Origin of the sequence: uncultured Bifidobacterium sp. (genome assembly GCF_945269915.1) — a bacterium.
In the GTDB taxonomy this organism is placed as follows: domain Bacteria; phylum Actinomycetota; class Actinomycetes; order Actinomycetales; family Bifidobacteriaceae; genus Bombiscardovia; species Bombiscardovia indica.
Genome location: NZ_CALYOY010000005.1, coordinates 22,719 through 37,844 on the forward strand (window position 1 = coordinate 22,719; position 15,126 = coordinate 37,844).

9 protein-coding genes are annotated in these 15,126 nt (G+C 65.1%); 7 read left to right on the top strand and 2 right to left on the bottom strand.

The genetic code is table 11. From position 1 onward, the window contains the following. Positions 1-52 precede the first annotated feature (52 nt). From galK to Q0K62_RS01745, 3 genes are all read left to right on the top strand, one after another. Positions 53-1,312, top strand: coding sequence for a galactokinase (galK, locus tag Q0K62_RS01735; protein WP_297316263.1), 1,260 nt, complete (start codon positions 53-55; stop codon positions 1,310-1,312). A gap of 157 nt (positions 1,313-1,469) precedes the next feature. Continuing rightward, the gene (locus tag Q0K62_RS01740; RefSeq protein ID WP_297316294.1) at positions 1,470-1,742 is read left to right on the top strand and encodes an ACT domain-containing protein; all 273 of its coding nucleotides are present in this window, start codon (positions 1,470-1,472) and stop codon (positions 1,740-1,742) included. 12 nt (positions 1,743-1,754) lie between these two features. Continuing rightward, entirely contained in the window at positions 1,755-3,119 is a 1,365-nt protein-coding gene (locus Q0K62_RS01745) for a PFL family protein (protein WP_297316264.1), read from the top strand. A 16-nt stretch (positions 3,120-3,135) separates the two neighbouring features. On the opposite strand, the gene Q0K62_RS01750 is transcribed toward Q0K62_RS01745, so the two are convergent. Next, positions 3,136-3,804, bottom strand: coding sequence for a tRNA (cytidine(34)-2'-O)-methyltransferase (locus Q0K62_RS01750; RefSeq protein WP_297316265.1), 669 nt, complete (start codon positions 3,802-3,804; stop codon positions 3,136-3,138). 61 nt (positions 3,805-3,865) lie between these two features. Continuing rightward, positions 3,866-5,017, bottom strand: a complete 1,152-nt coding sequence (gene fucO / locus Q0K62_RS01755) for a lactaldehyde reductase (RefSeq protein WP_297316266.1) — start codon at positions 5,015-5,017, stop codon at positions 3,866-3,868. A 227-nt stretch (positions 5,018-5,244) separates the two neighbouring features. On the opposite strand from fucO, the gene Q0K62_RS01760 reads away from it, so the two are divergent. The 4 genes from Q0K62_RS01760 to Q0K62_RS01775 all read left to right on the top strand — a co-directional run bounded on the left by Q0K62_RS01760 (position 5,245) and on the right by Q0K62_RS01775 (position 15,021). Next, positions 5,245-6,240, top strand: coding sequence for an A/G-specific adenine glycosylase (locus tag Q0K62_RS01760; RefSeq protein ID WP_297316267.1), 996 nt, complete (start codon positions 5,245-5,247; stop codon positions 6,238-6,240). Positions 6,241-6,267: 27 nt separating this feature from the next. After that, a complete protein-coding gene (locus Q0K62_RS01765; RefSeq protein WP_297316268.1) occupies positions 6,268-6,945 on the top strand; it encodes a hypothetical protein in 678 nt (225 codons plus the stop codon). Between the two features lie 252 nt (positions 6,946-7,197). Then, complete coding sequence (gene rpoB / locus Q0K62_RS01770; RefSeq protein ID WP_297316269.1) at positions 7,198-10,764, top strand: DNA-directed RNA polymerase subunit beta; 3,567 nt, start codon at positions 7,198-7,200, stop codon at positions 10,762-10,764. Positions 10,765-10,878: 114 nt separating this feature from the next. Continuing rightward, a complete protein-coding gene (locus Q0K62_RS01775) occupies positions 10,879-15,021 on the top strand; it encodes a DNA-directed RNA polymerase subunit beta' (RefSeq protein ID WP_297316270.1) in 4,143 nt (1,380 codons plus the stop codon). Positions 15,022-15,126 lie beyond the last annotated feature (105 nt).

Below are 15,126 nucleotides of genomic sequence, written 5' to 3' on the forward strand. Positions count from 1 at the left end.
CACACGTTCGGGTCACCAGGGGTTCACCACATCGCAGATTCAAAGGAGCATCATGAGGCAGGTTCAGTTTTTGGAGGCATGGAGCGGGGGAGAGGCCGGCCAGGGGCCGGAGCAGGTGGTCACCCTCTTCCGCAGGGTCTACGGTCAGGAACCCGAGGGGGTCTGGAGCGCCCCCGGCAGGGTCAACCTGATCGGTGAGCACACCGACTACAACGCCGGGCTCTGTCTGCCCATCGCCCTGCCCCACCGGACCTTCGTGGCCCTGAGCCCCCGCCGGGACCACCAGGTCCGCCTGGTCTCCTCCATGACCCCGGATGCCTGCGTCCAGGTTGGCCTGGACGGTCTTCAGGCCCGTGGCGTGACCGGTTGGGCCTCCTACCCGGTGGGTGTGGCCTGGGCCCTGCGCGAAGCAGGTTATGACCAGGTTGGTGGGTTCGACATGGCCCTGGCCTCCTGTGTGCCGGTCGGCTCTGGGCTGAGTTCCTCGGCCGCCATGACCTGCTCGACGGCCCTGGCCCTGGACGAGGTCTTCGGCCTCGGACTGGGTGGGAGCGACCAGGGCAGGGTGACCCTGATCGAGGCCGCCGTCAAGGCCGAGAACGACATGGCCGGGGCATCCACCGGGGGGATGGACCAGAGCGCGTCCATGCGCTGCCGGGCCGGGAAGGCCCTGAGGTTGGACTGCCGGCCGGGGCTCACCGCCATGGAGAACGTGACCCAGGTCCCCTTCGATCTGAAGGAGAGGGGGCTGGAGCTCCTGGTCGTCGACACCCAGGCCCAGCACCAGCTCAACGACGGGCAGTACGAGCAGCGCCGCAGCACCTGTGAGGAGGCGGCCCGGATCCTGGGGGTGGATAACCTCCGCCAGGTGGCCGACCAGGTCAGCGCCTCCCGGGATCCCGCGGCCGCCCTCCAGGAGGTCCTGGACAGGCTGCCGGATGAGGTCACCCGTCATCGGGTCAGGCACGTCATCACCGAAATCGCCCGCGTCGACCAGTTCATCGAGGCCTTCGGCAGGGGCGATGTGCACGAGGCAGGGCGCCTCTTCGACGCCTCCCATGACTCCCTGCGCGACGACTACCAGGTCACCTCCCCGGAGCTTGACCTGGCCGTGGATGTGGCACGGGCCGAGGGGGCCTACGGGGCCCGTATGACCGGAGGCGGCTTCGGCGGCTCCGTCATCGCCCTGGTCAATGCCGGCAAGAGCCGTGACGTGGCCCAGAAGATCGCGGATGGCTTCCAGGCCAGGGGATTCCACGAGCCCAGGGCCCTGGCCGCCCTGCCCTCCTCCTCCGCCCGGAAGGAGTGCTGAGGCCGGGCCCGGCGTCCACGTGCCGGACTGGCTGGCTGTCCCGCCCCGTCACGGGCCTTTTCTGCCTCCTCCTCTAAGCTTGGGAGCCATGATCCCCCGGGAGGGCCAAGCCCATCCTGTGGGCTCGCAGGCATACACCAGGGCTGAGGAGGACTACATGAACAAGGCGATCATCACGGTGGTGGGGCAGGACACCATCGGCATCATCGGGCGGGTCTGCACCAGCCTCTCCCGGAACTCCATCAACGTCCTGGACATATCGCAGACCATCATCGACGGGTTCTTCAACATGATGATGATCGTCGACTGCTCCTCCTGCACGGAGGAGTTCGATGACCTGGTCCGCGAGCTGGATGCCCTGGGTGAGGAGATCGGTGTCTCCATCAGGTGCCAGCGCGAGGAGATCTTCACCCGGATGCACAGGATCTGAGGGGGCTGCGTCATGATTACTCCTGATGAGGTCCAAGAGACCAATGCCATGATCGACCGGGAGCGGCTGGACGTTCGCACCATCACGATGGGTATCAGCCTCCTGGACTGTGCCAGCCACGATGTGGACATGCTCTGCAGGAACATCCACCGTAAAATCGTCTCCGTGGCCAAGGACCTGGTGCCGACCGGGGAATCCATAACCCACCAGTACGGTATTCCGATCGTCAACAAACGGATCACCGTCACCCCCATCTCCCTGGTGGCCGCAGGGGCCTGCCATTCGGTCGATGACTATGTGGCCGTGGCCAAGGCCCTGGATATGTCGGCCAGGGAGGTCGGGGTCAACTTCATCGGCGGCTATTCGGCCCTGGTCTCCAAGTCCATGACTCCGGCCGAGCGCCTCCTGATCAAGTCCCTGCCCCGGGCCCTGAGCCAGACCGAGCGGGTTTGCGCCAGCGTCAACGTGGGCTCGACCAAGACCGGCATCGACATGGATGCCGTTGCGCTGATGGGTCGGGTCATCAGGGCCGTGGCCCAGGCCACCGCCGATTCCGACAGCTCCGGCTGCACCAAGCTGGTGGTCTTCTGCAACGCCCCCGACGACAACCCCTTCATGGCCGGCGGCTTCCACGGGGTGACCGAGGGCGACGCCGTCATCAACGTGGGCGTTTCCGGCCCCGGCGTGGTCAAGACCGCCCTGGAGACGGCCCGCGGATTGAGCTTCGACCAGCTGTGCGAGACCATCAAGCGCACGGCCTTCAAGATCACCAGGATGGGGCAGCTGGTGGCCCAGGAGGCCTCACGCCGTCTGGAGGTCCCCTTCGGGATCATCGACCTTTCCCTGGCGCCGACCCCGGCCGTGGGCGACTCGGTGGGCGAGGTCCTGCGTGAGATGGGCCTGGAACAGGTGGGTGCCCCGGGTACCACCGCGGCCCTGGCCATCCTGAACGACCAGGTCAAGAAGGGCGGGATCATGGCGTCCAGCTATGTGGGTGGCCTTTCCGGTGCCTTCATACCGGTCTCCGAGGACGCGACCATGATCCAGGCCGCCACCGGGGGAAGCCTGACCCTGGAGAAGCTGGAGGCCATGACCTGTGTCTGCTCGGTGGGTCTGGACATGATTCCCATCCCCGGAGACACCAGTGCCGAGTCCATCTCGGGCATCATCGCCGACGAGGCGGCCATCGGCATGGTCAACCAGAAGACCACGGCGGTTCGTCTGATTCCCGTCATCGGCAAGGGCGTGGGGGATACGGCCGAGTTCGGCGGCCTCATGGGCGGCGGCCCCATCCTGCCGGTCAACGAGCGCTCCTGTGCCGACTTCATCAACCGTGGCGGCCGCATTCCCGCACCCATCCACAGTTTCAAGAACTGAAGTCGGGGGGGGGGGATCAGCGGCCGCCCCTGAAGTTCAGCTGGCGCCAGGCCTCGTAGATGGCGATGGAGGCGCAGTTGGTCAGGTTCAGACTGCGCAGGCTGGGGCGCATGGGCAGGCGGACCTGCTCGGCCACGTGGGGGCCGGCCATGATCTCCATGGGGTCGGGGATGTTCCCCGGCTCGGGTCCGAACAGGAGGATGTCGCTGGGCCGGTAGTCCACCTCGGTGTAGAGCTTGGTGGCGTGGGCCGTGAAGGCGATGATGCGCGAATCCGGCATGGAGGCGACCAGATCGTCGAAGTCGGGGTGGAGTACCACATGCGCCATGTCGTGGTAGTCCAGCCCTGCCCGGCGCAGCTTGGTGTCCTTGAGGTTGAAGCCCAAGGGTTCCACCAGGTGGAGGATGGTCCCGGTCACGGCGCAGAGCCTGATGGCCGACCCGGTGTTGCCGGGGATCCTGGGGGAGTAGTAGCAGAGGTGGGGGGTCACCGTTTCGGCCTGGCCGGCCTCCTTGGCGCTCATCATGGCCTCGGTGACCGAAATCGGATTGCCGTGGGCGTCGGTGACCAGCTCATCGGGTCCGTAGTTGGACCTGCGGTACCCATACTCGTACATTTCGCCGACGGCCTCGGAGGGGTCCTCCCCCCGGCGGCCTGCCTCGTTCGTCTGTTCCTGGGTGGTCATGCCATTCAAGGTAACGCCCGGAAAAGACAGGCCGGGCAGGGGAGGGACCCGGAGTCCTGAACTACATCAGGCTCTTGTATATGCCCAGGATCTCCTCCTGGGTGGCCTTGCGGGGGTTGCCGCCGGTGCAGACGTCCTTGAAGGCATTGGCTGCCAGGCTGTCCAGATCGCTCTCCTTGGCGCCCACCTCGCTGATGGTGGTGGGGTTGCCCAGGCTCACTGTCAGGTCGTGGACCTTGCTGACCGCCAGGTTGCGGGCCTCTTCCAGGGGCATGGTGTAGGAGTCGCTGACCCCGAAGGCGTGGGCGATGTCGCGGTACTTCTCGCCGGTGTAGTCCTTGTTGTAGTCCATGACCGGGGCCAGGAGGATGCCATTGGCCACGCCGTGGGCGACATTCAGGAGACCACCCAGGGCGTGGGCCATGCCGTGGACCAGGCCCAGACCCACGTTGGAGTAGGCCATGCCGGTGATGTAGGAGGCATAGGCCATCTGTTCCCCGGCCGCAAGGTCACCGTCGGCCGACTTGGCCAGGTTCTCGGCGATCATCCTGATGGTCTGCATGGAGAGACAGTCCGAGAGACTCCATGCGCCGGGGGTCACGTATCCCTCGATGGCGTGGGTCAGGGCGTCCAGGCCGGTGGCCACCTTCAGGGACCGGGGCTGGGTGTCGGTCAGGTCGGGGTCCACGAAGGCCGCCAGGGGGATGTCGTGGGGGTCGACGGCCACGAACTTGCGCTTCGCCCGGGTGTCGGTGATTACATAGTTGATTGTGGTCTCCGAGGCGGTCCCGGCCGTGGTGGGGACGCCGAAGATCGGGACGGAGGGGTTCTTGGTGGCGGCGGTGCCCTCCAGGGAGAGCACGTCCGAGAACTCGGGGTTTGCGGCGATGATGCCGATTCCCTTGCAGGTGTCCTGGGGGGAGCCGCCACCCAGGCCGATCAGGAAGTCGGCACCGGCCGTCTTGAACTTCTCGACCCCGTCCTTGATGCATTCCACCGGGGGGTTGGGCTTGACGTTGTCGAAGATCTCATAGGGAAGGCCCGCAGCGTCCAGCACGTCGGTGACCTTGGCGACGGTGCCGGTCTTCAGAAGGACCGGGTCGGTCACGATGAAGGCCTTGGTGAAGCCATGGGCCTTGGCGGCCTCGGGAATCTGCTTGATGGCACCACGTCCGAAGTAGGCTTCCTGGTTGAAAATCATCCGGTATACCATTGTGCTCCTTTGACTCGTTTGGTATGTGACATGCACCACATCAGGAAACATTATAGAAAAGCAATAGAAAATTATCTGAATATATGACCGAATTCTTTGGCTTCCGGGACGTGGACGGTGGGTCTTGGCGCTCGCAGCGAAGTCCGCGAAGGGAGAGGGTCCGGCCTGGCCAACGGTTGTATGGTGTTGGGGGCACTGATCGGATTGGGCAAGGAAAGGCGGGGCTCGTGGAGGACAACCGGGCGGAATCGGTCGAGCAGATACGGCTCCGGCTCTTTTCCTGGTGGGAGCGCAACGCCAGGGATCTGCCATGGCGGTTCGGCCGGACCACCCCATGGGGGGTCCTGGTCTCCGAGGTCATGAGCCAACAGACCCAGATGAGCAGGGTGGTGCCCTATTGGACGGACTGGATGGAGACCTGGCCCGATGCGGCCTCCTTGGCCGGGGCCGGCAAGGCCGAGGTCATCACGGCCTGGGGGAGGCTGGGCTACCCCCGACGGGCCCTCCGCCTTCGGGAATGCGCCAAGGTGGTCAGCGGGGAATACGATGATCGGCTGCCCCGGACCTACCAGGAGCTGGTCGACCTGCCCGGTATCGGCGACTACACGGCCAGTGCCGTCATGAGCTTCGCCCATGGGGAGCGCATAGCCGTCATCGACACCAATATCCGTCGGGTGCTCTCCCGGGTCTTCCTGGGCATCGAATCCCTGGGGGGTTCCACGACGAGTGCCGAACGTGAACTGGCTCGGAGCGTCCTGCCGGAGGATGATCCGCAGGCCCGATCGTCCGGTGGCACCGGGGATGGGGGATTGGTCGGCCGGTTGGGGGGTGCGGACGAGCAGGCCCGTCCAACCGCCTGGCGGGAGCCTGCTTCGGCCGAGTGGAACCAGGGGCTCATGGAGCTGGGGGCTACGGTCTGTACGGCCAGGAAACCGGCCTGCCGAATCTGCCCCCTGGCCGATCACTGCCGCTTCCTCGAGGCCGGTCTGCCCGACCTGGGCATGAAGCGGACCCGACCCCGCCAGCGTTTTGCCGGGACCAACCGGCAGGTCCGGGGGAAGATCCTCCAGGCCCTTCGCCAATCCGAGAAAGGTCGGATCAGCCGGGTCCGGGTGGAGGAGGTCTGCCAGGACAGGATCCAGCTGGATCTGTGCATCGCTTCCCTGGATGAGGACGGTCTTCTGGTCATCGGGAAGGATGGTTCGCTGAAGCTGCCTGAATAGGAGGATTCCTGGTTTAGGATTGTCAGCATGGCCAAACGAAAGATCAGCAAGCAGCAGCAGCGCATATACCGGCGCCGTCGGATCGTCGCCGCCATCCTGGCCCTGGTCCTCCTGCTCGCCTGTGCGGGGATCGTTTGGGGTGTCGGTGTGGGCATCCGCGCTCTACGTGGCGGATCGGCTGAGGGCAAGGCCACCACCTCCCAGGAGGCCAGGTCCGGAAACGGGAAGAAGTCCGAGGAGGGCAAGGCTTCAGCAAGGAAGGCCGAGGGGAAAGAAGAGGCGAAGGCCCGGTCCCAGGCCCCGCGGGTCAAGAAGTGTGGACCTGCGGATGTGGAGCTGGAGCTGAGCGCGCCCGATCCGACCACCGGGGTGGGCGGGTCGATCGACTTCACTGCGACCATGCGCTACAAGGGTACCGGCTCCTGCCTGATCGACGGGTCGAACGCCGGCAGGGTCCTTATCATCAGGAGCGGGGACCAGAACGTCTGGCGATCGGACTCCTGCCCCTCCGATCCCCGCTCCCTCCTGATGGCCGGAGGAGACAAGGACGTGCAGACCATTACCTGGAACGCGGACGCCAGCCAGGAGGGGTGCCAGCCTGACGAAAACCTGCCCAGGGTCAACGCCGGGTCCTACTCGGCACAGTTGGTTCTGAAGTCCAACGAGAAAGTCAAGTCCCAGGTGGTGCCGGTCATGGTCCAGTGACCTGATCGTCTGCTGGCCGCCGAATCCGTCCGCCTGCCTGCCCTTGGGCTGTCGGTGAACATCCCGCATAAGGGCGACACGCCCTTGTGTCAAGGCCTTATCGGCTGTATAGTTAACTCTTTGTATGAGGTGTGTCATATAGCGGGCATGCATCATCGAGGAGATGCCCGCGAATAGGCATATGGCGGCCGTTCGGTGTCTCCCAGGGAAACAGGAATTATCGAGTACGGCGAGCGATAAGGAAAGTCCATTTTGGCTGCCAATAAAGCTGCAAGAAGTACCACCACTACATACGCACGCGCTGATGAGGATCAGATCAAGCTGCACAAGGCAACGGATCGTGTGAACTTCGGTTCCATCCGCGAACCCATCGAGGTGCCCTATCTGCTGGGCGTCCAGACCGACAGCTTCGACTGGCTGGTCGGCAACGAGCGCTGGAAGAAGCGGGTCGAGGAGGACGAGGTCAACGGGACCCACACCGTCCCCACGGTTTCCGGGCTGGATGAGGTCTTCCAGGAGATCTCCCCCATCGAGAACTTCGCGCAGACCATGAGCCTGACCTTCTCGGATCCATACTTCGAGGAGCCCCGCCACACCGTCCAGGAGTGCAAGGAGAAGGACTACACCTACTCGGCACCCCTCTACGTCAACGCCGAGTTCGAGAACGGCGACACGGGCGAGATCAAGTCGCAGACCGTCTTCATGGGCGACTTCCCCCTGCAGACCCCCCACGGCACCTTCATCATCGGCGGGTCCGAGCGGGTCATCGTCTCCCAGCTGGTCCGTTCCCCGGGTGTCTACTTCGACCGCACCCCGGACCGTACCTCCGACAAGGAGGTCTTCGGGGCCAAGATCATCCCCAGCCGTGGTGCCTGGCTGGAGTTCGAGATCGACAAGCGCGATGTGCTGGGCGTGCGTGTCGACCGCAAGCGCAAGCAGTCCGCCATTGTCTTCCTCATGGCCATCGGCATGACCAAGCCCCAGATACGCAAGGCCTTCAAGGGATACCCCCTGGTGCTTGATGCCCTGGAGAAGGAGACCATCGAGACCCAGGATGAGGCCCTGACCGACCTCTACCGGAAGATCCGGCCCGCCGACACCGCCTCGCCCGAGGCCGGCAAGAACCTGCTGGATTCCTTCTACTTCAACACCAAGCGGTACGACCTGGCCCGTGTGGGCCGGTACAAGATCAACCGCAAGCTGGGCCTGGAGGCCGACTACAACGACCGCAGCCTCCATCCCGAGGACATCATCGCCACCCTGAAGTACCTGGTGACATTGCACGCAGGCGACCAGACCTTCCCCGGAAAGCGCGATGGTCAGGACATCGAGCTGCGGGTGGACGTGGACGACATCGACCACTTCGGCAACCGCCGCATCCGTCAGGTGGGCGAGCTGATCCAGAACCAGCTGCGTACCGGTCTGAGCCGTATGGAGCGTGTGGTCCGTGAGAGGATGACCACCCAGGACGCGGAGGCCATCACCCCGCAGTCCCTGATCAACATCCGCCCGGTCAACGCCACCATCAAGGAGTTCTTCGGAACCTCCCAGCTGAGCCAGTTCATGGATCAGAACAACCCCCTGGCCGGAGTGACCAACAAGCGTCGTCTCTCGGCCCTGGGCCCAGGCGGCCTCTCCCGCGACCGTGCCTCCATGGAGGTGCGCGACGTGCACCCCTCCCACTACGGACGCATGTGCCCCATCGAATCCCCTGAAGGCCCCAACATCGGCCTGATCGGCTCCCTGGCCACCTTCGCCCGGGTCAACCCCTTCGGTTTCATCGAGACCCCCTACCGCAAGGTAGTGGACGGCCAGGTGACCGACGATGTGGTCTACATGACCGCCGACCAGGAGGCCGAGCACACGATCGCCCAGGCCAACCAGGAGATCGACGATACCGGGCACTTCGTCGAGGATGAGGCCCTGGTGCGTGACGCCGAGGCCGAGGCCAAGGACGTTCCGATCTCCCAGGTGGACCTGATGGACGTCTCGCCCAGGCAGATGGTCTCCGTGGGCGCCTCCCTGATCCCCTTCCTTGAGCACGACGAGGGCCACCGAGCACTGATGGGCACCAACATGCAGCGTCAGGCCGTCCCTCTGGTCAAGTCCGAGAGGCCCCTGGTGGGCACGGGGTCCGAGTGGCGTTCCGCCATCGACTCCGGCGACGTCATCCTGGCCGAGAAGCCCGGCGTGGTCACCTACGTGTCCGCCGACATCATCCGGGTCATGAACGACGACGGGACCCAGTCCTCCTACAAGCTGGCCAAGTTCCAGCGCTCCAACCAGACCACCTGCTACAACCAGGTCCCCCTGATCAAGGACGGGGAGCGGGTTGAGGCCGGTTCGGTCCTGGCCGACGGCCCCGCCACGGAGAAGGGCGAGATGGCCCTGGGCAAGAACCTCCTGGTGGCCTTCATGCCTTGGAACGGCTACAACTACGAGGATGCCGTCATCATCTCCCAGCGCCTGGTCCAGGACGACACGCTCAGCTCCATCCACATCGAGGAGTACGAGACCGACGCCCGTGAGACCAAGCTGGGCGCCGAGGAGATCACCCGCGACCTGCCCAACGTGGGCGAGGACGCCGTGGCCAACCTGGACGAGCGCGGCATCATCCGCATCGGCGCCGAGGTCGAGGCCGGCGACATTCTGGTCGGCAAGGTCACCCCCAAGGGCGAGACCGAGCTGACCCCCGAGGAGCGTCTTCTGCGGGCCATCTTCGGCGAGAAGAGCCGCGAGGTGCGCGACACCAGCCTCAGGGTGCCCCACGGTGAGACCGGCACGGTCATCGAGGTCAAGGAGATCACCCGAGAGGATGCCGAGGAGGACGGCGACGAGCTGCCCAACGGCGTCAACCGGATGATCCGGGTCTACATCGCCCAGCACCGTAAGATCACCCAGGGTGACAAGCTTTCGGGTCGCCACGGCAACAAGGGCGTCATCTCCCGGATCCTGCCCGAAGAGGACATGCCCTTCATGGCCGACGGCACCCCGATCGACATCATGCTCAACCCCCTGGGCGTGCCTTCGCGCATGAACCTGGGGCAGGTCCTGGAGCTCCATCTGGGATGGATCGCCCATTCCGGATGGGACATCAACCTGGACCCCAACCTGGAGAACGAGTGGAAGAAGCACATCCCGGCAGGGGCCGAGAAGGCCGATCCCGGTACCGCCGTGGCCACCCCGGTCTTCGACGGTGTGCGGCAGGACGCCCTGAACGGCCTGCTCAGGACCACCCTGCCCGACCGCGACGGTGAGCGCCTGGTGGGCGACGACGGCAAGGCCGTGCTCTATGACGGCCGCACCGGCGAGCCCTTCACCAAGCCGATCTCCGTGGGCTACATGTACATGCTCAAGCTCCACCACCTGGTGGACGACAAGATCCACGCCCGGTCCACCGGCCCCTACTCGATGATCACCCAGCAGCCGCTGGGCGGCAAGGCCCAGTTCGGCGGCCAGCGCTTCGGGGAGATGGAGGTATGGGCCCTGGAGGCCTACGGTGCCGCCTACACCCTGCACGAGATGATGACCACCAAGTCCGACGACGTGGATGGCCGTGTGCGGGCCTACGGTGCCATCGTCCGGGGAGAGAACCTCCCGGCGGCCGGCATCCCGGAGTCCTTCAAGGTCCTCCTCAAGGAGATGCAGTCGCTCTCCCTGAACGTGGAGGTCCTGAACGCCGAGGGCAACGTCATCGAGATGAAGGACGAGGACGACGACCCCAACGCCGCGTCCAACGACCTGGGCTTCAACATCGGTGCCCGGCCGGATGCCTCGGCCAAGGCCGACCAGTCGGCCCCCGAGCCGGAGTATCGCTGAGTCAGCGTGTCCATATGATCCCCCGTGGCCGGCGGCCGTCAGGCACCGGCCCCCAGGGGACCTGACCAAGACGGAAACTTCACAGCAGTTACAAGATCAGAGACAGGACATAGAGTGCTGGACGTCAATGCATTTGACAAACTGAGAATCGGACTGGCCACCGCCGACGACATCCGCGGTTGGAGCTATGGCGAGGTCAAGAAGCCCGAAACCATCAACTACCGTACCTTGAAGCCCGAGAAGGACGGCCTTTTCGGCGAGCAGATCTTCGGACCCACCCGCGACTGGGAATGCGCCTGCGGCAAGTACAAGCGCGTGCGGTTCAAGGGGATCGTCTGCGAGCGGTGCGGGGTCGAGGTGACCCGTTCGCGCGTGCGTCGTGAACGCATGGGCCACATCGAGCTGGCGGCCCCGGTCACCCACATCTGGTTCTTCAAGGGTGTGCCCTCCCGACTGGGATACCTCCTGGACATCGCCCCCAAGGACCTGGAGAAGGTCATCTACTTCGCGGCCTACATGGTCACCAGCGTGGACGACGAGCAGCGTCACCAGGACCTGCCCGACCTCCAGGACGAGTTCGATACCGAGGTCGCCCAGCTGGAGAAGAAGCGCGACCTGGAGATCGACAAGCGCGCCAAGAAGCTGGAAGAGGACCTGGCCGAGCTGGAGAAGTCCGACGAGGCCAAGGGGTCCCTCAAGTCCCGCCTGCGCAACGGCGCAGAGCGCGACATGACCTCCATCCGCAAGCGCTATGACGACCAGATTCAGCGGATCACGGCGGTCTTCGACCGGTTCAAGGCCCTGAAGCCCGGAGACATGGAAGGCGACGTGGACCTGTGGCGGGAGATGCAGGACCGCTACGGCGACTACTTCGAGGGTTGCATGGGGGCCGAGGCCATCAAGAAGCGCCTGCAGGACTTCGATTTGGAGGGCGCGGCCAAGGAGCTCCGTCACGAGATCGACTCAGGCTCCGGCCAGCGCAAGGCCAGGGCCCTGAAGCGGCTCAAGGTGGTTTCCGCCTTCCTGAACACCGGCAACAAGCCCGAGGCCATGGTCCTGGACGTCGTCCCGGTCATTCCTCCCGACCTGCGGCCCATGGTCCAGCTGGACGGTGGCCGTTTCGCCACCTCCGACCTGAACGACCTCTACCGTCGCGTCATCAACCGCAACAACAGGTTGAAGAGGCTGATCGAGCTGGGTGCCCCCGAGATCATGCTCAACAACGAGAAGCGCATGCTCCAGGAGGCCGTGGACTCCCTCTTCGACAACGGTCGTCGTGGCCGTCCCGTCACCGGGGCCTCCAACCGTCCGCTCAAGTCCCTGGCCGACATGCTCAAGGGCAAGCAGGGCCGCTTCCGTCAGAACCTGCTGGGCAAGCGCGTGGACTACTCAGGCCGTTCCGTGATCGTGGTCGGTCCCTCCCTGCGCATGCACCAGTGCGGTCTGCCCAAGCCCATGGCCCTGGAGCTCTTCAAGCCCTTCGTCATCAAGCGCCTGGTGGACCTGAACTACGCCCAGAACATGAAGAGCGCCAAGCGTCTGGTCGACCGAGGCGATGCCGAGGTCTGGGGCGTCCTGGAGGAGGTCATCTCCGAGCATCCCGTCCTGCTCAACCGTGCACCCACCCTGCACCGTCTGGGCATCCAGGCCTTCGAGCCCATCCTGGTCGAGGGCAAGGCCATCCACCTGCCCCCATTGGCATGTGCGGCCTTCAACGCCGACTTCGACGGCGACCAGATGGCTGTCCACCTGCCCCTGTCGGCAGAGGCTCAGGCCGAGGCCCGTTCGCTCATGCTGGCCTCCGACAACATCCTCAAGCCGGCCGATGGCCACACGGTCACCATGCCCTCGCAGGATATGATCCTGGGTCTGTACTACCTGACCTCCGCCGTTGACGGGGCCAAGGGCCAGGGGCGGATCTTCTCCAGCCTGGCCGAGGCCCGTATGGCCCTGGACCTGGGTGAGATCGACATGCAGGCCAAGGTCCTGCTGCGTGTGCCCGAGGACTTCGTCATGCCCAATGATTGGGAGCCCGGAGAGCTCAAGGTCGTCGACCCCGAGCCCGGCAGCCCCGACGTGGTCAAGGAGGAGGTCTTCAAGGACGGTTCCAGGCTCTTCGCCACCAACTACGGCCGTGTCCTCTTCAACGGGACCCTGCCCGTGGACTACCCCTTCATCAACGAGCAGGTGGCCAAGGGCAAGCTCGCCGGCATCGTCGATGACATCGCGACCAGGTACTCCACAGCCCAGGTGGCGGCCACTCTGGATGCCCTGAAGGATCTGGGCTTCACCCGGGCCCAGTGGTCCGGTGTCACCATGGCCTTCTCGGACATCGTGGTGCCCCCGGAGCGTACCGATATCGTCAACGACTACCAGGGGCAGGCCGCCAAGGTCAACTCCCAGTATGACATGGGTCTGTTGACCGACGAGGAGCGTCGCCAGGAGCTGATCAACCTCTGGACCGAGTGCACCGACAAGGTGGCGGACGCCATGCAGGAGCATTTCACCCCGGACAACAACGTGAACATCATGGTTCAGTCCGGAGCCCGTGGCAACTGGATGCAGATCCGCCAGATCGCCGGTATGCGAGGCCTGGTGGCCAACCCCAAGGGCGAAATCATCCCCCGACCGGTCAAGTCCAACTACCGCGACGGCCTGTCCGTCCTGGAGTACTTCATCTCCCAGCACGGCGCCCGCAAGGGTCTGGCCGATACGGCACTGCGTACGGCAGAGTCGGGCTACCTGACCCGTCGTCTGGTCGATGTCTCCCAGGACGTGATCGTGCGTGAGGAGGACTGCGGCACCATGCGTGGTCTGCCCATGCAGGTGGCGGAGCGCGACGACCAGGGCAACCTGGTGCTGGTCAAGGCCGCCGACGGTGGTCCTTACTCCCGTCTGCTGGCCTCCGACGTGGTCGACCCGGCCGACGGCAAGACCGTGCTCTACAAGCGCGGTGATGCCCTCTCCATGGATGTCCTGCGTGACCTGGTCGCCCATGGTGTGGAGGAGGTCAAGGCTCGTTCGGTCCTGACCTGCGAGTCCACCCGCGGCGTGTGCGCCAAGTGCTACGGCTGGTCCCTGGCCACCAACAAGCTGGTGGACGTGGGCGAGGCCGTGGGCATCGTGGCCGCCCAGTCCATCGGCGAGCCCGGCACCCAGCTGACCCTGCGTTCCTTCCACTCCGGTGGTGTGGCATCGGCCTCCGATATCACCCAGGGTCTTCCCCGTGTCACCGAGCTCTTCGAGGCCCGTACCCCCAAGGGCGAGGCCCCGATTGCGGAGTTCCCCGGCACCGTCAAGGTGGAGGACACCGACCGCGGCCGTCAGGTCACCCTGACCCCGGACGACAACTCCGTCGAGGCCCTGACCTACCCGGTCACCAGGCGCGCCCCCATGCTGGTCAAGGATGGGCAGCACGTCGAGGCAGGCACCCAGCTGATCGAGGGTTCCGTGGATCCCAAGAAGATCCTGCGCATCCTCGGACCGCGTGCGGCCCAGGTGAACATCGTCAACGAGGTCCACACGGTCTACCGTTCCCAGGGCGTGGATATCCACGACAAGCACATCGAGGTCATCGTTCACCAGATGCTCCGTCGCGTCACGGTCATCGACTCCGGCGACACCGACCTCCTGCCCGGTGAGCTGGTTGACCAGGCCAAGTTCAAGGCCGCCAACATGAAGGCCGTCAAGGCCGGTGGCAAGCCCGCCGCCGGCCGCCCCGAGCTGATGGGCATCACCAAGGCCTCCCTGGCCACAGACTCCTGGCTCTCCGCCGCCTCCTTCCAGGAGACGACGCGCGTCCTCACCGAGGCCGCCCTGAACCAGAAGGTCGACGACCTGAAGGGCCTGAAGGAGAACGTGATCATCGGCAAGCTGATCCCGGCAGGCACCGGCCTGGCCAGGTACCGCAACGCCACCGTGGAGCCCGACAAGGCAATTCGCGACACCATCTACCCGAACTTCGGGCTGGGTGGCGACGGTGTGGACCTGAGCGACGCCGACCTGAACGATGTGGACTTCTCCAACATCGACTTCGGGGACCTGAAGCTGGGCGACGACTTCAACCCGGACGACTTCCTGAACGACCAGGGTGGCCAGGGCCACGTGGACGCCAACGGGGATGTTCCGGTCGATGGCGATGCCGGCCGGTCCTTGGACCAGCCCGGCACCGACCAGGATGCCTCCCGGGATGATTCGACGGGCGACCAGGGAACCGCGGCAACCTTCTCCTCCTCGGACCAGGATGCCAATCAATGATTCGGTGAGTTGAGATCCACCCCCTGCCAGGGGTGGATGACTCAGGGGTCCCGTCCGGCACCATGCCGGACGGGACCCCTGGTCTTGTTCGGGTGTGGTCGGAAT